We start from the raw sequence: 20867 nt of genomic DNA, 5'->3' as shown, positions 1-20867 counted from the left end.
TATTTTTTGTTAATTGATAAAAACCGTTTTCTTGTTTTTGTCCAATACCCTACTGTTTATCAATCTGTGAAAATCACTCAGCAGTAGGGAATCGTCTTACTTTTCAAGAAATCCGAAAAGAAGTATATCTATCAAAAATTAAATTCTCAATAGCCCTAGTTAAAAAAATGACTAATTTTTTATTGCAAACGATTGCGTTGACGTTTGCATTTACGTAAAAAAAATTTGGCTGAAATGAAACGAAATCTATATTTTAGGATTCTCGATAAAAAACTATCTTGGAAACTCGTTTTTCACTAGTTCAACATCTTGAAAATTGAATTCTCGGAATAATATAATTTTATGAAAATAGGTCAAGCCACAATCAAAGATATTGCCCGAGAGCTCAATGTTTCTTCATCCACTGTTTCTAGGGCCTTAAAAGACTACCCTGGGATTTCGGACGAGACCAAGCGAAAGGTAAAAGAAGTGGCCGAAAAGTTAAATTACCGTCCCAATGCCATCGCACTTTCTTTACGCAAAAGCCGCTCATTCACTATTGGGGTAATTATCCCCGAAGTGGTACATTTTTTCTTTTCGACAGTGATCAGCGGAATCGAAGAGGTGGCTTATTCTCGTGGATATAATGTCATTCTCACGCAAACAAACGAAAAACTGACTCGAGAAAAATCCAGTATAGAAACCATGCTATCCAATCAGATTGATGGATTCTTGGTGAGTTATTCCAAGGAAACTACAGATTTTGAACATTTCTCAAAACTGCTTGATCAAGGTTACCCCATTGTTTTTTTTGACCGTGTACCTGATATCCCAAAAGCCATCAATGTTATGGTCGATGATTACCAAGGGGCCTATGACGCCGTCACCCACCTGATACAACAGGGTTACCAGCGAATTGCTCATTTGGCTGGGCCCAGAAATCTCACTATCAGTCAGGAAAGAGAAAGGGGCTACAGAGATGCATTAACGAACCATGGGATAAGTATAGACCCCAAAATGATCGTAGAATGCCCCATAGGTACTGACGATGAGAGTCAGAAAATCACGCGGGAACTTTATGAAAAATCTAGCGTAAAGCCCGACGCATTTTTTGCCAATAATGACATGGCCGCTGTAGGTGCTATGCTAGCTTGTAAAGCTTTAGGAATGAAAGTGCCCGAGGAGGTAGGAATTGTCGGTTTTAGCAATTGGCAATTTTGCTCTATGATCGACCCCAGTCTTTCTTCTGTGGCTCAACCCGGATTTAACATGGGTGCTAAGGCCACTGAAATACTTCTTGATATCATTGAAAAAAAGGTTGATCCCGAAAAAATCAACCTTCCCGTAACCTTGGATACAGAACTTTTGATAAGAAAGTCTTCTGTTCGATCTCATTCCTGATTTTTTTTTCGTTTTTTTCAAAAAAAGGTGCAATCGATTGAATAGCGCTAAATTCTTATCTCAGGCAATATTATATCTTTAATTACACGAAAAACCAGCTTCTACTATACATAAGGATGATTTTTAGGTTTAATAATCGTTTCTAAATTAGCGATCCAGCATTAAACTGTTTCACTTTAGGGAAAGAAATAGAATATCAAATATGACTCATCAAAAATCTTCAGCTACCCATTTGGGAATAGGAAAAGTTATCAATTGGGAGCAATTTGATCAAGGGATCAAAGGAAGCACTGCTTTGGGCTACTTTAAGATTACTGTTTTCGAGGCAGGTAAAATAAAAGTACAAGCAAGTCGATTTGAGGAATTTGAAATTAATCCCTACTCAGTAATCGAGTCTCCGGAGTTTGTGACTTTTTCAGTAAAAAGCGACTCAAAAAAGATACAGCTTATCACGGGCAAGATAAAAGCCGAACTTATACTTTCAAGTTTCCAGATTCGCTTTTTAGACCTCGAAGGTAATTTACTTAATGAGGACGATAGTTTAGGCATTGCCTGGATTGGGACTGAGGTTAGCTGCTACAAGAAAGTTCAGCCTGAAGAAAAATTCATAGGACTTGGAGAAAAAACAGGCAACCTCAACCGGGCGGGAAGTGCTTACACTAATTGGAACACCGACTATTTCGCTTACGGAGTGAATGATGACCCGCTTTATATGAGTATTCCTTTTTATATAGGAATCCACCAAAAAGGAGCTTATGGAATCTATCTTGACAACACACACAAAACGGTGTTTAATTTTGGGGCTAGCACCAATAGGTTTATTTATTTTTCGGCTGAGGACGGAGATATGAGTTATTTTTTCATTTATGAAAATACAATCCCCAAAATCATCTCAAGCTACACCAAACTGACGGGAAGAATGGAGCTCCCACCGCTTTGGTCGTTGGGATTTCAGCAGTGTCGCTATAGCTACTATCCAGATTCTGAAGTGATCACACTTGCCAAAACCTTCAGGGATAAGGATATGCCTGCAGATGTGATTTATTTGGATATTCACCATATGGAGGAATATAAGGTTTTTACCTTCGACGGAAAAAAATTTCCTGACCCAAAGCGAATGATAGCGGAACTTAAGGCAAAAGGATTCAAAGTGGTAGTCATAATGGATCCAGGTATCAAAGCCAAATCCGATTACCTCCCCTACTCAGAGGGAAAAAAGAAGGGTTTATTTGTGAAATATCCTGACGGTGAAGAGTACCAAGGGCAAGTTTGGCCGGGATGGTGTGCGTTTCCTGATTTTACAGCCGAAAAAACACGAGCTTGGTGGGCAGAAAAGATGGCGTACTACACAGAGGCAGGAGTGGATGGTTTCTGGACAGATATGAATGAGCCGGCCTCTTGGGGACAGTTTACTCCCAATCTATTAGAATTTTCCTACGAAGGTGAAAAAGTGTCCCATCGCAAAGCGCGTAACATCTATGGTATGCAGATGGCCAGAAGCGCCCAAGAGGGAGCTGTCATAAACAATAAAGACAAAAGACCATTTGTACTCACAAGATCCGGTTTTGCAGGCATACAACGTCATGCGGCAGCCTGGACAGGGGATAATGTGGCTAGTGAAGAGCATATGCTTGCAGGCGTTCGTTTGGTCAATAGTTTAGGAATCAGTGGAGTCGCCTTTTCAGGGTATGATGTTGGCGGTTTTGCTGGAGAGTCGAGTAAGTCGCTTTTTGCGAGATGGATGAGTATAGGGGCTTTTGCACCACTTTACAGGGCACACTCCATGATCAATAGTAATGACGCTGAGCCATGGGCATTTGGAGAGGAAGTAGAAGAGATCTCCCGCAATTACATGAAGTTGCGCTATCAGCTATTACCAACTTTATATTCTAAATTCTTTAAAGCCTCTTTAGATGGCTTGCCAGTAGCTAGTTCTTTGGCTATTAATTACCCCCTAGATCCCAAAATCTACCAAACTGCCTATCAGAATCAATACCTTTTCTGCGATAGTTTTATGGTGGCACCCGTGGAGAGTACCCGAGAGATTGCCAAAGTTTACCTTCCTGAGGGCTCCTGGTATTTTTTATATTCTGACTCATTTTACCCAGGTAATCAAGAAATCTACCTTGACACCCCGCTCAATTATTTGCCCGTACTTGTCAAAGGAGGATCAATTTTCACCATGCAGTCCACTGTATCGCATACTCAGGAACAGCATAATGGAATATTATCCCTTCATCTTTACAAAGGCGAAAAAGAAAATGAATTTCTGCACTATGAAGATGATGGAGAAAGTTTTGACTACCAAGAAATGAACTACCATAAGCGAAACATTCGCTATTCTCCTAGCGAGATGCAGTTAAATTTGGAGGAGGCTACAGGGAATTTTGGTTCAAAATTTCATTCCATTAGACTCTACCTTCATGGTTTTAAGACGGAGGTAATTTCTGTCAACGGGGTGATGCATGCTACGGAGAAGAAAGATTTTGCATTTCTAGGGAAATTGACAGAATTTGATCCCCTTCCTGAGCATGAGCACCCTTTTTATCAGATCAAAGGTCTTTCTGTCGTAGAATTTAAAAACTCAAATCAAGCTATTGAAATTACTGGACTTCTCTGATCCAAGACCTTCATCTGCAGACCCACTATGAATCAAGAAAAAAAACGACTGAGCTTTTGGCAAATCTGGAACATGAGTTTTGGATTCCTCGGTATTCAATTTGGCTTTGCCCTCCAAGGTGGCTTCATGTCTAGGATTTTTCAGACTCTTGGGGCAGATAAAGACACCATTCCCTTCCTTTGGATTGCAGCTCCGCTTACTGGACTTTTGGTCCAACCCATCGTTGGTTATTTAAGCGATCGAACTTGGCACCCTAAGTTTGGCCGTCGCAAACCCTTCTTTTTCATTGGTGCGGTATTAAGTACGATAGCTCTCTTTTTTGCTCCTTACTCCTCCGCGCTGTGGATGGCAGCAGGTTCTTTATGGATTTTGGATGCTTCTATCAATATCAGTATGGAGCCATTCAGAGCTTTAGTTGCTGATAAATTACCGGATTCCCAACGCTCTTACGGATTTGTAGTACAAACGCTGATCATCGGGATAGGCACCTGGGTAGCCTCTAATCTTCCTTGGATGATGACACAGTTAGGTGTGCCTAATACAGCTGCAGCAGGCGTGGTGCCAGACTCAGTTAAATATGCATTTGGAATCGGTGCGGTGGTGCTTTTTAGCTCGATACTTTACACCATTCTCACCACAGACGAGTATCCACCAGAAGACTTAGAAAGTTTTCAGAAAGAAAAAGAGGCGAGTAAAGGTTTTTTGGTAGGTATCAAAGAAATATTCAGAAACATAGCAGATATGCCTGCGGTGATGAAGAAACTGGGAGTCGTACAGTTTTTCTCATGGTTTGCCTTTTTTACCATGTGGAGTTTTGCCACTCCTGCGATTACAGAGCATGTTTTTGGTGCAACAGATACCACTTCTTCAATCTATAATGACGCTGCTGACAGTGTAGGCAGCTACCTTGGGACCTATGGCCTAGTTTCAATGGTATATGCTTTGATTTTGGCTTTCATTGCTAGCAAAATTAGAATTAATAGAAGATTACTTCATTTAGTCAGTTTGATCTTAGGTGGTTTTGGTTTTATTTCAATCTACTTCATCACAGAGCCATGGATGCTACACCTTTGCTTTTCCTTAGTGGGGATAGCCTGGGCAAGTATTTTATCCATGCCATACGCCATGCTTTCCAGCTCTGTAGAGCCTAAGAAAATGGGAGTTTATATGGGGATTTTCAATATGTTTATTGTCATCCCTCAGATTGTAGCTGCTTTGGGAGGCGTCAATTTCCTTTATAAACTACTCTTTGGAGAGGCAGTCATCAATACCATGCTTTTGGCTGGTACCTTTTTAATTTTGGCAGGATTATCTAACCTGTTGATTACGGACAAAAAAGCCATTCATGATTAATTCCTAGCATTCGATCAAAAAAGTCAAAAGGCCTTTCCTTTAGTTTAATACATTTATAGCTGTAGCATGAGGCTAGTCGCTTTCTGATTCTATAGGCTCGGACAATTAGGTACAGGTACGCGGGTTAATATTAACTGCCAAATCCGCTCTAATAGCTATTTCAGCTTTTCGATCAGGACATTTACATATTGGATAAGATTCTAAAAATCCTCAACAGAAAAATTCATGAAGCAGCTTCGAATAATAGGTGTACCTGAGCATTTCAATTATCCATGGAGAAAAGTAGTTGATAGACAACCACTTCGTGAGAGAGGAATCGAACTCACTTGGCAAGATGAGTCAAGAGGCTCGGGACAAATGATAGAATCTCTTTCAGAAGGAAAAGCGGATTTGGCCATCCTACTGACGGAGAGTTTCCTAAAGGCATTTGAGCAGGGAAAACCGCTTAAAATGATCGGATTTCACGTTACGTCCCCTTTGATTTGGGGTATTCATACCGGGTCAAAAAGTAATTTGGAGGAAATAGCTAAAGTTAGGAAACCCAACTTTTTGATCAGTCGTTTCGGTTCAGGCTCCCATTTGATGGCTTCTGTTTTGTCAGATAGGGAAAACTGGTCTTCCGAGACAATACGTTTCCAAACTGTAAATAACCTTGAGGGAGCTTTGGAGGCTTATCAATCTGATCCTGATGCCTTGTTTTTATGGGAAAAGTACACCACCAAGCCTTGGGTAGATCTAGGGTTAATCAAAAGAATAGGCGAAATTCCAAGTCCTTGGCCCTGCTTTACCCTAGTGGCCTCAAGAAACGCCCTTAGAAAATTTGAAAATGAATTATTCCAAATAAGGAATCTTGTTTATCAAGAATCCAAAAAGTTACAAAAATCAGAAAGTACTGTGGCAGAAATAGCAGGTTTCTATCAATTGAAATCCGAAGATGTCAAAGCCTGGCTATCACAAACAACTTGGGCTACTGATGAGCTCGTCTCGATTTCTGAATTGCAGTCGAATATTAAAAAAATGATCAACTATAATATCCTTCAGAAGGAACAAAAAGTAGAGGATTTTCTAATCGCTGATCGCCTGAGACTGATTCCTTAACACATTTATTGGCAAACGAAGACATACTTTGGAGCCTGAACCTGCTTGACTTGCTATAGTCAGACTACCATTACTCAATCTAGCAAACTCTTTGCATACCTGAAGACCAAGACCAGATCCCTTTTCCTTTTTTGTACCTGGTTTTGATTTGGTAATCGTATAGTCATGGGCAAGAATATTTTCTATCTCTTCTTGATTCATTCCTTTGCCCTGATCTTCCACGCACCAGAGAACATCCTCACGGGTATGCTGAAAATGAATATTGATCTCACCAAATTCAGGAGAGAATTTCACGGCATTACTCAAAATATTTCTTGTAATCACCTCGATTAAATCCTTGTCGATTGTCAGGATCAAATCATTGGGCATTTCATTGTTAATCTTCAAAGACTTTGCATGAATCTGCTGCGCCAACAATTGAATATTACTCTCAATCAACTCATTCACATTAACTTGAACAGGATTGACTTTGAAACCTTCCATCTGTGCCAGCGACCATTTGAGTGTATTAGTCAGAGTAAAATGTACAGAATCTACATCCTTTTTTAGGGTATTGAGAATTTCCATAAATTCCTCCTGAGAAATAGACCCCTCCAGGGTCAGGTCTATTAGCCCTTTCACAGAACCTATTGGCCCACGTAGATCATGCCCCAAAATCGAAAAAAGCTTGTTCTTAGTCTGATTGATTTTCTCGAGCTGAAGAGACTTTTGTTCTAAGGCTCTATTTTGCTCAGCTATTTTTTGCTGCTGAAAAATCAAATCCTTATTATACTTTTTGACAATCCTATTCAATCGATATAGCCATCCACCCAAAATAAATACAAGAAGACCGGCAATACTAACTACCCATACTATCCTATTAACCAATACAAGACGATCCGCCTGATTTTGATTTTGTGCCTTGAGTAATTCCAGTTCAGACTTCTCTAGGTTATCCTGAAACATTCCCTGCATCAAAGCAATCCTATCTCTCAGCGATTGGTCCACAAGTGAATCGTTGTTTAAATTATAGTCCTTAAGATGACGGTAAGCTAATGCGATTTCTCCTCTCTGTTCATAAACTTTCGCTAGGTATTTGTGACTTTTGGCCAACTCGTCTCTGAAATTGTTAATAGCCGAAAGCGAAATTCCTTCTAATAAGATTTCCTCAGCATCCTTCCAGCGTCCCAGTTCCAAATACGCATTGCCAAGTCTATGCATTACACTTGCCTTAAAAGTAGAGATACCTTGCTCTCTTGCCATATCCAATGATTTTTCAAAAATCATCACAGCGCTATCATACTCTTGACGGGCCATATAAACATCCCCAATGACACGGTTAGAAAAGGAAGTCAAATAAGGAGATCCTGATTCTTCATTGGTTTGTATTGCTTTTCGAGCATAATAAAGAGCCGAATCATAAACTCCTATTTGACTATAATTAAAAGCCACATTATTCAAACTTCTAATCTGTGTGTAGAGGTCATCCGTACCAGCTACTATTTCATAAGCTGCTCTAAATTGCTTGATGGCCATTTGGTAATTCTGCTGCTCATAGTATAGCGCCCCCATATTATTGAGTATACGAGCAGACTGATTCTTATCCTTGATTTCCAGGGCTAATTGATAGGCTTTTTCCGAATACTCAAAAGCAAGCTGCCATCGTCCTTTACGGTAATAAATCCAGCCAATATTTTCTTTGGCCCTAGCAGCACCTGCCAAGTAGTCGAGCTGCTCTGAAAGCTGTTCTGATTCCCTGGAATAATCCATCGCATCTTGAGAGGCTATTTCTCTTAGTTGGGTGGCCAACTCATTCAAAATATGCACCCTTTCAATCCCAGTTGAAGATGGAAGAACCTCTCTCAGACTATCCAAATCTGCTTGTTGAGACCAAGCAAACTGAAAAAAGCTGATATTCAATAAAAAGTATAAAATAAGTGGCGTTGTAAACCTCACTGATAATTAACTGATTTTAAGCTGCAAAATAGTTAGAATCCGCGAAACGGAACATAAAAATAATTCAATATTTATTTTTATTATACAAGCTTATCAGCGCTTTAGGCTTTCCCAGTCCCAGTCTTTGTTCATTTGGGTAATAGCATGATGAGCTGTCAAATCATATTGACAAGGCACAATAGACACATAATTATTGGCAATTGCCCATTCATCGTTATCCTCCCCCTTGTCAAAATTCACAAAATTACCAGCCATCCAGAAATACTTTCTACCATTGGGATCAAATCGTTCGGCAAATTCTTCCTGCCATTTAGCATCGGCTTGACGACAAACTTTTATTCCTCTTATAGCTTCCTTTTGCATCGGAGGAAAGTTGACATTCAGAGCAATACCTTTCGGTATTCCATTTTCCAGTACTTGCTTGGCTATTTTTTCTACCCATTCCTCCACGTGCGAAAAATCAGCCTTCGAAGAATAATCACATAAACTAAACCCAATGGAAGGCAGGCCTTCCAAAGCGCCTTCGATAGCGGCCGACATAGTACCCGAATAAAGCACCGAGATTGAAGTGTTAGAACCGTGATTAATACCACTTACCACCAAGTCGGGGGTTCGATCCTTTAACACATAATGCTTGGCCAACTTGACACAGTCAGCGGGCGTACCACTGGATTTATAAGCCACTACCTCTTCAAAAATATCCTCTTCATACAATCTCAGGGTCTCCCCTATTGTAATCGCATGTCCCATACCTGACTGTGGACTATCGGGTGCCACTACGATGACTTCACCGAGACGCTTCATGATAGATACTAATACACGGATGCCCTTGGAGGTAATCCCATCGTCGTTTGAAACGAGAATTAAAGGTCTACTCATTAGTTATTGTTGAGTTCATTATAATAAGCGGTGATTCGCAACAAATCTCCCCTTTTGTCATGTTCTAGGCGATTTTTTCGCATAAAAAGATTGATTTCTTCTTCATAATCAGAAAGCATAGTGAAGAGATCCTTTTTCTTCAAACTATATTTCTGTATTTGATTGTCCTTGAAAAAATAATAGTTGAATGCAAGACGGTAACCCGCCATGGTCTGAGGTCCCCAGAGTGGATTCATACTCATTGGACCCCAAGCGCCCATGTTTCTGGAATCTGTTGCAATGTATTCTCTACAAAGCAAAGCAATATCTGTCCCCTCCGTCAAAATCTCAAAGAAGATGGGGGTTTCATAATCACCATTTAGTGAATAGGGTAAGCTGTAGAACTTACGTACTCCGCCATAGACTTCGTCAAATATTTCAAAATAGGTCACATTGGAGGCAGTAAACGTCTCTATACGGTCAGTCTGCAACTGCACCAGATTATTATCTAGATCATATTTTACCAAGCCAGTAAAACTCTGTCCATCCAGTCCATAAATATTTCCTTTATGCCAAATCTGCGATGGAAACTGATTTTGCGCAAAGCCTAAGCCTGCAGCAGTCATTAGCAGAGCAAATATTAATAAGGATCGCTTTAAAATCTTTTTCATGTTTGATTTTACGCATTTTTTTTAATCTGGTTGAGCGAATTTTACTATAAAGCTCATTCCTTTCACCCAAACTATTTCAAAATAGAATGCCCCATTTTATCACGTTTGGTCTGTAGGTATTTTTCATTGTGCGGATTGGGTGCGATCTCTATCGGCACTTGCTCGATAATTTCCAGTCCATAGCCGATTAAACCTACTCTTTTTTGCGGGTTATTCGATATCAACCGAATTTTACCTACCCCTAAATCTCTTAATATCTGGGCACCTACCCCATAGTCTCTACTATCCATCGGAAGCCCTAGCGCCAAATTGGCTTGTACGGTATCCATCCCTTGCTCTTGCAATTTATAGGCTTTCAATTTATTAATAAGACCAATTCCTCTACCCTCTTGGTTCATATAAAGAACCAATCCTTTTCCTTCTTTCTCTACCATCTGCATGGCTGCATGAAGCTGAGGGCCACAATCACAGCGGCAGCTGCCAAAAATATCTCCTGTCATGCAGGAGGAATGAACTCTCACAAGAACCGTCTCATCTTTCTCCCAGGTTCCTTTGATCAGAGCAAGGTGAAGCTCTTCGGTATTAGTCTGACGGAAAGCAATCAAATCGAAATCACCCCATGTGGTAGGAAGTTCTACTCCTATTTCCCGCTTAATCAATGATTCATTTTTCAAACGGTAAGCGATCAGATCTTTAATAGATACCAATTTCAGCTTGAATTTTTTGGCCACTTCGATCAAGTCAGAAAGTCGAGCCATAGTACCGTCCTCGTTCATGATTTCGACTAAAACCCCTGCGGGGGATAAGCCAGCTAATCTTGAGAAATCAATAGCTGCTTCGGTATGACCCGCTCTTCTGAGAACTCCTCCACGCTTGGCTTTGAGAGGAAAAATGTGTCCCGGCTTACCCAATTCTGAAGGATCTATAGAATCATCCACCAAAGCTTTTATGGTTTTAGCTCTATCAGAGGCAGAAATGCCAGTGGTACATCCATGCCCAATCAAGTCTACTGAAACAGTAAAGGGAGTTTCGAAAGCGGCAGTATTCTGCCCCACCATCAGCTCTAAACCGAGCGCTTCGCATCGGTCTTCGATCAGCGGTGCACAAATCAAACCACGGCCATGAGTAGCCATAAAATTGATAATTTCAGGAGTAACCTTCTCGGCCGCACAAACAAAGTCGCCCTCGTTTTCACGATCCTCATCGTCTACCACGATGATCACTTCTCCATTTTTGATAGCTTCAATAGCATCTTCTATTGAATCCAATTGATAATTTTCCACACTATTTGGGTTTGAATTCGTGTATTTTAAAGGACAAATTTAGGGTCTTTCGGATTGAAAACAGTTTAAAACCAAAGAAAGTTTGGCGATCATCCAATTACGATACCCAGCTCTTTATCGATTTCTATTTGCACTTTTTTTAGCGTAAAATATAATTCTTGAAATTCGATAATCTCCTCATCTCCTAATCCCTCGGACTCAGCATTTTTTATTTTCATTTTAGCCTCTTCCATCATCTTTCTGACAAATTTGCGCTTCAGCCTTAATATGGATTTAAAGCCTGTAAGTGCTAGATCATCTTCTTCTCTATTGATTAATATCTGATGAGTAGCCTCCCAATGAGTGGATATTTCATGTCTCGGGGTGATCAGATCGATGATTTCGGTTTTGATTTCAATATCCTCCAATGTTTTGAAAAAATCAGCACCGGGGATTTCATTCTGGGCTAATTTATATCGAAATAATTTGAGAATCTTGGAATATATCGGTGTTTCAAATTCCAACTCTTCCGTCTCTTGGAGCAGGTACTGAGAAAGATGCATCTCTTGACCGTCGAGTTTTTCCCATCCGTAATTTACCAAAAGCCGGATCATCTCCTTCTCTTGAAGCCTTAAAGCCTCCGAAACTGAAAACTCCTTTTCTACAGGCAAAAACTCCTCAAAAGCCCGATCCGCTTCCTGCTCTTCCTTTTGCTTGAAGTAGTGGTCTTTTTGGGTTTTGAGCAAAGATTTATTGAGCTCAGCATGGATGATTTCTTCCTCTACATCCAGTAGACTTGAGGCTTCCTTGGCATAAACCGACCGAATGAGTGGATCTGGAATTTTGCCTATACTTTGAATGACCTCTCGAATGACATCAGCTTTTCGAATGGGATCATTTTTGATTTCTTCTTTAAATAGACCGATTTTAAAGCCTATGAAATCTTTACTTTGCTTATCAAGATAGGTTTGAAATTCCTGAGAACCTACTTTTCTGGAGTAGCTATCAGGATCTTCACCCTCCGGAAAGACCACTGCCTTGACATTCAGGCCTCCTTCCAATAATAGATCTATCCCTCTCAGGGAAGCTTTGATACCTGCCGCATCTCCATCGTAAAGAACTGTAACTTGATTGGTGAATCGCTTGATAAGTTTAATCTGCCCCTCAGTCAAGGAAGTCCCGGAGGAAGCCACCACATTCTCTATTCCAGAGAGATGCATGGAGATGACATCCGTATAGCCTTCCACCAAATAGCAATTGTCTTGGTCCCGAATTGCTTTCTTGGCCTGAAACATCCCATACAAGACATCACTTTTATGATAAACAGGGGTCTCTGGAGAATTAATATATTTGGGTTGATTTTTCTCTTTGGTCAGTATCCTCGCTCCAAATGCAATGGGTTTCCCGCTGATATTGTGTATCGTAAAAATAGCTCTATTGCGAAAGCGGTCATAAATCCTACTCGGATCTCCTTCCTTTTGCAATACCAACCCAGCTTTTAGCAAAACTTCCTCGCTGTAGCCGGATTTTTTAGCAGCTGTGAGTAAATGATCCCAACCATCCAAGGCAAAACCCAAATCAAACTTTTCGATAATCGAAGGCGAAAACCCTCTTTCTTTAAAATAGCTCAGACCGATGGACTTCCCCTCTGATGTACTTAGATTTTTTACAAAAAAATCTCTCGCAAAGCCCAAGGCAATCAATAAGCTTTCTCGCTCGCTTTGTGCTTGCTCTTGCTCAGGTGTACGCGTTTCGTCCTCTTCTACTTCTATTCCATACTTCCCCGCAAGGTGCCGAATAGCTTCCTGAAAACCGACTCCTTCGATATCCATGATAAATTGGATCGGATCTCCTGCCTTTCCACAGCCAAAACACTTGTATATTTGTTTAGCAGGAGAAATAGAAAAAGAGGGAGTCTTTTCACCATGAAAAGGACAGCAAGCCCAGAGGTTTTGACCTTTCTTTTTGAGAGGAAGATAGTCTCCTACGACCTCCTCTATATCCATACGCTCTTTTACCTTATCAGAGGTTGTTTTACTAATGCTCATCCTTGCTTGAATTAGGACAAAGTTAATGCAGCCTGCCAATTAGACTACCAAAATCAATAACTATTTGGGGCTTTGGTAAGTTAAAAAAGCAGCATCATTGTTAGTACTAAGTTTCACAAAGCAAAGTCTAAATCCTAACTTGCGAAAAATTTAGCCTTGAATCCATGCAAATCACCAAAGAAGCCATATTAAAATCCCTCTCCAAAGTAGACGATCCAGATCTGAAAAAGGACTTAGTCACTTTGGGAATGATCCAAGCGATAGAAATTACGGAGGGAAAAATAAGCTTTAATGTAGTCTTGACCACTCCAGCCTGTCCCTTAAAGGAAGTGATAAAGAATAATTGTTTGGAAGTTTTGGAGGATGATTTTGGAAAAGGAATTCAGTGGGAAATCAATATGACTTCTCAAGTCACTACCATCAGAGATGCGACTCCGATTTTGCCCCAGGTAAAAAATATCATCGCAATTGCCTCAGGTAAGGGCGGTGTAGGAAAATCTACCACAGCAGTAAACCTAGCTGTTTCTTTGGCAGAAACTGGAGCCAAAGTGGGTTTGATAGATGCGGATATCTCGGGGCCTTCGATTCCTACCATGTTTAATGTAGAAGGAGAGCAGCCCTCTGTCAAAAAAGTAGGTGATAAAAATATTATTATCCCAATCATGCAATATGGGGTGAAATTAATGTCTATTGGCTTTCTGACCCCAACTGATTCTGCTGTGGTTTGGAGAGGTCCAATGGCTAGTTCGGCTTTGAGACAATTTATATCCGATGTAGAGTGGGGAGAGTTAGATTATTTATTAATCGACTTGCCCCCAGGGACTTCAGACATCCACTTGACCATGGTGCAAACGGTTCCTGTGACTGGAGCAGTTATCGTGACCACTCCCCAAAAAGTCGCTTTAGCGGATGCGAGCAAAGGGCTATCGATGTTTAAACAGCCTCAAATTAATGTCCCCGTTTTAGGTGTTGTAGAAAATATGGCTTACTTTACACCTGAAGAACTTCCCGATAACAAGTATTACCTATTTGGAAAAGAAGGAGGAAGAAAGCTTGCTGAAAAGTATCAGGTGCCATTCTTGGGAGAAATCCCCATCGTTCAGAGTATAAGGGAGAGTGGTGATACAGGTTTTCCAGCCGTGCTGAAAAACGGAATCACCAAGAATGCGTATATGAATCTAGCCGAAGCTGTCGCAAGACAAATTGCTATTCGCAACGCCTCAGCAAAAAAGACAGAAATAGTAGAAATTAAAGCATAAATACAAAATGCAACAAGAATTAAAAGAACAGATTGAATTTGCCCTTGATACGATCAGACCTTATTTAGAGGCAGATGGAGGCAATGTGAGGATTGTAGAATTGACGGAGGATATGGTGCTCAAGATCGAAATGCTTGGTAATTGTGGATCTTGTCCTATGTCTTCCATGACATTGAAAGCTGGGGTGGAAGAGGCGATTAAAAGAGCTATTCCTGAAATCACTCGAGTAGAGGCTGTAAATTTAACTGTTGCTTAAGCCTTATTTGAATGAATATTGATTTCCGATTTTTTGCAAAAACTACTATGCTCCTCTTGGGAGCTTTTTTTGCTTCTACTCTTGGCTATGCTCAAACATTCGAATTAAAACCTTTTGATCAGTTTTCAGGAGTAGGCTCTAGGGATTCACATGAACATACCGAAAAGTGTGCTCATGGTGTCTTAGAGCAGTTGATCGAAAAAGAGATGGGCTATTTCGGGTCAAAAGAATTCCTGGAAAGCTGGATGCAAGGTGAGATTGAAAAAAAGAGATCCCAGCCTCAGCTTTTCAGTCGGACCCAAAACGAAGTACGTAAAATCCCCGTGGTCGTTCATGTCATCCATCGAGGTGAGGCAGTCGGCACAGGCACGAATATCCCCTTATCTCAAATTGAATCTCAAATCCGTATTCTAAACGAGGACTTCAGAAGGCAAAATCCCGATGCCAACAGAACTCCATTTGAATTTCAGGACGTCGCTGCCGACTCACAAATTGAGTTTGTATTAGCTACCCGTGATCCAAATGGAATTCCAACGGACGGAATCGTCAGAGTGGAAGGACCACAAAATACTTACAATCCGCAGGACGCCATTTTAATAGGGCAAACTTCCCAATGGAATCCTGAATTTTACATGAACCTGTGGGTGGTACCTCTGGAGCAGCCCTTTATTGGGTATGCCTCTTTTCCTATTTCAGATCTCCCTGGTTTAAACTTTTCACCGTCGACTTCAATTGCTGATGGAGTCACCGTGGATTATAGGTTTTTCGGTACGGGAGGCAGTGCAATTAGTGCTTCATTAGGAAGAACAGCCACCCATGAAGTAGGGCATTTTTTTGGTCTAAGACATATTTGGGGTGATGGTGGATGTGATGTTGATGATTTTGTGGAGGACACTCCCAGACAAGACAATTCAAATAATTCTTGTTCGGTTAATATTTCGAGGAATAGCTGTGGATCAAATGATATGATTCAAAACTTCATGGATTATACTCCGGATGCTTGCATGAATCTGTTTACCCTAGGACAAGTTGAGCGTTTTGATGTGGTTTTAGAGAATAGTCCGAGAAGGGTAAGTTTAGTGAATAATTTCGCAACTGAAGAGCCTGTTCTGGAAGACTTTGACCTCGCCATTACTCAATTAATCAGCCCAGGTGATTTCGCTTGCGATCCTTTTATAATTCCTTCTATTGAGGTTACCAACGCCGGAAGTAATACGCTGACATCCACGGTAGTTGAATTTAGAGTCAATAATGCGCTAGTCGAATCAAAGAACTTCTCTTTTGACCTAGAAACTGGAGAAAATCAAGTTTTAGAATTTAACGGATTTACGTTAGGCTCCAATAATGAAGTTGAATTCCAAATTGTTACCGTCAATAATCAGCCTGATGAAAATAGCGCTAATAACACGGTAAGTTCATCTCCAAGAATACAGCAGGAAATAGAATTACCTTTTGCCTTAAATTTACCTGTGCTTCCAGAAGGATGGACCAATCAGAATCCAGACGGTAGCTTTGGTTGGGAACCTATAACAAGGACTATTTCAGGCGAATCTCAAGAACTTATTTACATCAGACACTTCGAGTATGAGGCTCAGGGAGAGCAGGATCTATTAATCACCCCTGTCATCGATTTGGAAAAATACCCCGACGCTCAACTGGTTTTTGAAATGGCTCATTCCACCTATAATCAAGGCGGGTTTCAAGACTTTCTTTTTGTAGCCGTATCAGAAGATTGTGGAAATAATTTTGACATAGCCAACGCTACCTATCAAAAAGCAGGACAATCTTTAACGACGGTCCCTCCTTCTCTAGAAGAGTTTTTTCCTACTAATAATTCTCAATTTAGGACAGAAATAGTCAATCTAAAGGACTTTGCAGATCTAGGAAAAGTGAGAATAGGTTTGATTACGCAAAACGCTTATGGAAACAATATTTTCCTCAAAAATATCCGTATTCTTCCTTCAGAGGAATTCCGTTACGAATTAACTTTAAATGAATTGTTAGTACCCTCGCCTATTTCAGATGGTCGATATGAAAACGAATCCTTATCAGTCACAAATACAGGTAATCTACCAATATCTAGCCTAGTTTTATCTAAGCAAACAAATGGAGGAGATATAAGCAGCTTTTTAGCTACTGGTGGCTCAGTTTTACCAGGAGAAACTTTCATATTAAACGGGACAAACACCACTAGAACAGGTAAAAACAGGATAGACTATACTTTATTACTTCCAAATTTTGATCAAAATTCGGATACAGAAAGTAACCTGACTAGATACATTATTGAGAGTAGTGAAACAGTGACCATTCCTTGGAGACAAAATTTTAATTCTACACCAAGTCTAGGAGGTTGGGCAGTGCTAAATCCGGAATCAGATGATACCTCCTGGCAACCACTAGCCGTTGCTATTGGACCTACTTCTAGTAGAGCACTGGAGCTTCGGGAGCAAATAAGTGACAAATCTTATTGGTTAGGTTCTCCGATTTTTGATTTATCCAATGAAATCCAAGCTAGCTTATTCTTTGACTTAGCTGCTGGACAAGTTAGTCCTGATACCAAATTGAGTGTTTTGGTGAGTAGAGATGGAGGTGACAATTACGAAGATGTATTCGAATTAACAGGTAGTGATTTAACAACAGTAACAGGGGGGGAAGCAAATCCAAATAATAGAGAAGATTTTCGTAGGACCTATATCAATCTAACTGATTTTACTGGTGCCTCTGGCTCAGAAATCAGACTTGCTCTGGTAATCGATCAAGCCTCTGAAGGAAACAATAGCATCTACCTTGATAATATTGAGTTATTCCTCAGCGCCAATCCAGAACCAGTAATCCCAGGAGAAGGAAGTGCTGTAATCTATCCAAATCCAGCTACAGACTACTTCAACATTGCCTTTAATCTCCCAGTCTATGAGGAAGTCAACATTCAAATCATTTCAAGTACCGGTGCGGTAGTCCATGAAGTAAGTTACCCATCTACCCTAAATCAGACCTACACCTTTAGCAGAGATATTTTTAAACCGGGTCTTTACATTGTCAAAATTACCAGTAGATCTGTCAATGAAGTTAGAAGAATCATATTAAGATAAATTAAAATAAGCCGAAACGAACTCTTCGGCTTATTTTTTGTCACTAGAAATCTGTTCCAGCCTACGCTTGGGAGACTATTTAATTCCGATTATCTTTACTTATTGCACACTAAACAAATGAGCACCTTGGGTCACTCCTTGAAAAAAATCCTCATCAATCTTTCCCTCATTATTGCATTCTCTTTATTGCTGGGGTTCTTTCTTTTAAAGATTTATTTACCCATGTATACGCATCATGGAGAGACTGTCTCAGTTCCAGATCTCGAAGGGTATACATTTGAAGAAAGCGTTCAGATTTTAGAAGCCAGCGGGCTCAACTATGTGGTGACACCAGATTCCGCCTTTAGTACAGATGAAAAGCCTCTCGCTGTCTTAAAACAGCTTCCCCCTGCTGAGGAGCAGGTCAAAAAAGAAAGAAAAATTTATTTGACTCTAAATGCCAGAAATGCACCTTTAATTAAGATGCCTAATCTTGTCAATTTGCAGCTTAAAAATGTCCAGGAAATTTTAGCTAATAACGGTCTGGAGCGAGGAGAACTCATTTATGTGCCAGATATAGGGATCAATGTGGTCTTAGAACAAAAATACCGCGGCGTAAATGTTGAAGAAGGCTTTGAGGTTCCTAAAGGCGCTAAAATTGATTTGGTGGTGGGAGACGGAATTGGAAATCAAGTACTCAGCGTACCTAATTTTATTGGTTTAGATGAGGTGGACGCAGAATTTTTAATCTTGGGTTCTGGGCTAAGAATTGGAAACAAAAATTATCTCCAAAACGATACAATTCCCGTTGGCTTTGTTTTCCGACAAAGTCCCGAGCGAGACAGCCAAGTAAAAACAGGAGAAATCGTAGATTTATGGATATCAAAAGATCCTGATTGATACAACTTGAGAAAGACCCTTTACATACCTCTTTTATTTATTGGTCTCCTTTGTGGATCTGAGGTTGCTTTTGGCCAGTTTGTGGAGTTCAAGGCAATTCCTCAGCAGAAATTCAAAGCCGCTCTTGCAAATCAACACTCAAGAATTTCGAATACAGCTCTTATCCCATTTTGGGATGATTTTAGTCAAGGCCTAGACACCCTAGCTTGGGATTTCGATGGAGTGATTTATTCAGAAACCATTGGAAATAATTTACCCTCCTTCGGGGCTCTTGTTTTTGATGGTGTAGACGCATCAGGCAGACCCTACTCCAGAGAGGTCAGAGACCAGGGGTTTGCAGATCTTTTGACTTCACAGGAATTTGATTTGACACCATTGGATGTCAATACACTTACTTTGACGTTTTTCTGGCAAGCTGGAGGCAAAGCAGAATTACCCGATGAAAATGACCGGCTAGTGCTTCAATTTTTGGATGCTGATAGTCTTTGGACTACCGTCTGGTCAGTAAATGGAGGAATAGAAAGAGACTCAGAAAACTTTACTCGAGAGACAATTTCTGTAGAAGCTGAGTATTTTCACGAAAACTTTAAATTTCGCTTCTATAATGAAGCAAGGCTGTCCGGGCCATTTGATGCATGGATAGTAAATTATATCCTGCTTACCCCCACTCCTATAGGAGCGCCTCCTTCCATCTCTGACCGAGCCTTGACCCAGCCTAATCAGTTTCTAATTGGAAACTATGGGGCGATACCTTATTTCTTGTTAGATTCATTTTCCGCTGAAAATTTCAGCCCAATATCTAATGAGTTTTTCAACTTAGAGAACAGATTTCGGGCTATGGAATACTCGGTATTCGTGGGCGACGCCGAAAATACAATTCCCATCAACCAAAATACGCCATTTAACCCTGTGCCCAATGCTTCAGAAAGACGCGCTTTCATAAGCAACGATCTTTCTTCTTTTGAAAAGTTTGAATCTGAAACTGAACTGATATTAGAAACCTATCTTACCACAGGTGACCGGGAATTTTTTACCATACTAGAAAGAGATACTACTTTCTATTCCAATATTGATCTTAGAGCAAACGACACTGTCAGAAGCACATTTCCATTACGAGATTACTTGGCCTATGATACAGGAAACCCTGATTATGCAGCTGGAATCAATCAACGATCGGGAGAATTGGTAGTTAGATACGAAATACCACAATCCCTCTACATTCAGGGCATTTCCATAAATTTCACCGATCCCAGTCAGGCCGACCAACCTATTGATATTTTGATTTATCAGGATTTGGATGAGCCAGCGGTGTATCGCGAGGAAGTTTTGGTACCAAGATCTGAAAATGGAAGTTTGGCTTATTTCCCTATAGACACCACCATTCAAGTAACCGAGGAATTTTATATTGGATTTGCTCAGTTTACTAATGAATTTATCCACGTAGGATTAGATAAAAACAACGATCAAGGAGAGGAAATCTTCTACAATGTGCGTGGAGCATGGGCTCAAAATGAAGAGGTTAGAGGAGCTTTGATGATTCGACCACACCTTAGTTTAACCTCTCCATTTGGAGACGCTGAGTTGCCTGATAGCGAGTTGCGAATTTACCCTAACCCTGTGTCTACTATACTGACGGTAGAGGCTGACATTCTTTACAGCCAACTATTTGACTCCTTTGGAAGAGAAATTTTGCCTGCAAAAGAGGTGACTACCAAAGGAGAAATTATTAATTTTACTGGACAAAAATCTGGGGTGTACGTCTTACATGTGATGACACCCTCAGGCTTGAAAACAAAAAGAATACTAGTTAAATAATCATGGAAGATATTACTGTAAGTGAACTCAAAGAGAGACTGGACAAAAAAGATAAATTCGTATTTCTAGATGTGCGAGAAGAATGGGAATATGACGATGATAATCTCGGAGCAAAAAATATCCCCCTAGCCGATCTTCCCAGTCAACTAGACGAGTTAGAAAATCATAAGGAGGATGAAATCATCATTCACTGCCGAAGTGGTGCAAGAAGCGGAAACGCCAAGAAATTCTTAGAATCAAAGGGTTTTTCAAAAGTCAGAAATGTCTTGGGCGGAATTATCGCTTTTAGAGACCTTTAATAATAAACTAAAAGCTAAGCGGGTTGATGGCCCGCTTTTTTTGCT

15 protein-coding genes are annotated in these 20867 nt (G+C 40.4%); 10 read left to right on the top strand and 5 right to left on the bottom strand.

Annotation, left to right across the window (positions count from 1 at the left end; all coding sequences use genetic code 11):
- Window positions 1-342: 342 nt before the first annotated feature.
- From BLQ57_RS08720 to BLQ57_RS08705, 4 genes are all read left to right on the top strand, one after another.
- Entirely contained in the window at window positions 343-1380 is a 1038-nt protein-coding gene (locus tag BLQ57_RS08720) for a LacI family DNA-binding transcriptional regulator (RefSeq protein WP_087939466.1), read from the top strand.
- 202 nt (window positions 1381-1582) lie between these two features.
- Window positions 1583-4000 (top strand): glycoside hydrolase family 31 protein, encoded by a 2418-nt coding sequence (locus tag BLQ57_RS08715; RefSeq protein ID WP_087939465.1) that lies wholly within the window; start codon window positions 1583-1585, stop codon window positions 3998-4000.
- Between the two features lie 27 nt (window positions 4001-4027).
- Window positions 4028-5353 carry an MFS transporter gene (locus tag BLQ57_RS08710; RefSeq protein WP_240507804.1) on the top strand — a complete coding sequence of 442 codons (1326 nt, stop codon included), beginning with the start codon at window positions 4028-4030 and terminating at the stop codon, window positions 5351-5353.
- 225 nt (window positions 5354-5578) lie between these two features.
- Window positions 5579-6451: a type 2 periplasmic-binding domain-containing protein gene (locus BLQ57_RS08705; RefSeq protein WP_087939464.1), complete on the top strand. Its 873-nt coding sequence runs from the start codon at window positions 5579-5581 to the stop codon at window positions 6449-6451.
- On the opposite strand, the gene BLQ57_RS08700 is transcribed toward BLQ57_RS08705, so the two are convergent.
- From BLQ57_RS08700 to dnaG, 5 genes are all read right to left on the bottom strand, one after another.
- A complete protein-coding gene (locus tag BLQ57_RS08700; protein WP_139162698.1) occupies window positions 6419-8386 on the bottom strand; it encodes a tetratricopeptide repeat-containing sensor histidine kinase in 1968 nt (655 codons plus the stop codon). The two genes, BLQ57_RS08705 and BLQ57_RS08700, sit on opposite strands and share 33 nt — an antisense overlap.
- A 93-nt stretch (window positions 8387-8479) precedes the next feature.
- On the bottom strand, window positions 8480-9265 hold the full coding sequence (gene surE, locus BLQ57_RS08695) for a 5'/3'-nucleotidase SurE (protein WP_087939462.1): 786 nt from the start codon (window positions 9263-9265) through the stop codon (window positions 8480-8482).
- Complete coding sequence (locus BLQ57_RS08690; protein WP_092824052.1) at window positions 9265-9915, bottom strand: hypothetical protein; 651 nt, start codon at window positions 9913-9915, stop codon at window positions 9265-9267. The genes surE and BLQ57_RS08690 overlap by 1 nt, the downstream gene beginning before the upstream one ends.
- 71 nt (window positions 9916-9986) lie before the next feature.
- On the bottom strand, window positions 9987-11198 hold the full coding sequence (locus BLQ57_RS08685; protein ID WP_087939460.1) for a bifunctional 3,4-dihydroxy-2-butanone-4-phosphate synthase/GTP cyclohydrolase II: 1212 nt from the start codon (window positions 11196-11198) through the stop codon (window positions 9987-9989).
- Window positions 11199-11287: 89 nt separating this feature from the next.
- Window positions 11288-13225: a DNA primase gene (dnaG, locus tag BLQ57_RS08680; RefSeq protein ID WP_087939459.1), complete on the bottom strand. Its 1938-nt coding sequence runs from the start codon at window positions 13223-13225 to the stop codon at window positions 11288-11290.
- Between the two features lie 164 nt (window positions 13226-13389).
- Between dnaG and BLQ57_RS08675 the strand changes: the two genes are divergently transcribed.
- The 6 genes from BLQ57_RS08675 (at window position 13390) to BLQ57_RS08650 (ending at window position 20822) form a co-directional block, all read left to right on the top strand.
- Complete coding sequence (locus tag BLQ57_RS08675; protein ID WP_087939458.1) at window positions 13390-14484, top strand: Mrp/NBP35 family ATP-binding protein; 1095 nt, start codon at window positions 13390-13392, stop codon at window positions 14482-14484.
- Between the two features lie 7 nt (window positions 14485-14491).
- Window positions 14492-14740 carry a NifU family protein gene (locus BLQ57_RS08670; RefSeq protein WP_087939457.1) on the top strand — a complete coding sequence of 83 codons (249 nt, stop codon included), beginning with the start codon at window positions 14492-14494 and terminating at the stop codon, window positions 14738-14740.
- A gap of 11 nt (window positions 14741-14751) precedes the next feature.
- Window positions 14752-17829: a T9SS-dependent choice-of-anchor J family protein gene (locus tag BLQ57_RS08665; protein ID WP_240507803.1), complete on the top strand. Its 3078-nt coding sequence runs from the start codon at window positions 14752-14754 to the stop codon at window positions 17827-17829.
- Between the two features lie 117 nt (window positions 17830-17946).
- Window positions 17947-18708, top strand: a complete 762-nt coding sequence (locus BLQ57_RS08660) for a PASTA domain-containing protein (protein WP_087939456.1) — start codon at window positions 17947-17949, stop codon at window positions 18706-18708.
- A gap of 6 nt (window positions 18709-18714) precedes the next feature.
- Window positions 18715-20523 carry a T9SS type A sorting domain-containing protein gene (locus BLQ57_RS08655; RefSeq protein WP_087939455.1) on the top strand — a complete coding sequence of 603 codons (1809 nt, stop codon included), beginning with the start codon at window positions 18715-18717 and terminating at the stop codon, window positions 20521-20523.
- Between the two features lie 2 nt (window positions 20524-20525).
- A complete protein-coding gene (locus tag BLQ57_RS08650; protein ID WP_087939454.1) occupies window positions 20526-20822 on the top strand; it encodes a rhodanese-like domain-containing protein in 297 nt (98 codons plus the stop codon).
- Window positions 20823-20867 lie beyond the last annotated feature (45 nt).

This window comes from Algoriphagus faecimaris (assembly GCF_900101705.1).
Lineage (GTDB): Bacteria > Bacteroidota > Bacteroidia > Cytophagales > Cyclobacteriaceae > Algoriphagus > Algoriphagus faecimaris.
The sequence above is the reverse complement of the archived record's forward strand: the minus strand, read 5'-3'. Positions and strand labels throughout refer to the sequence as shown.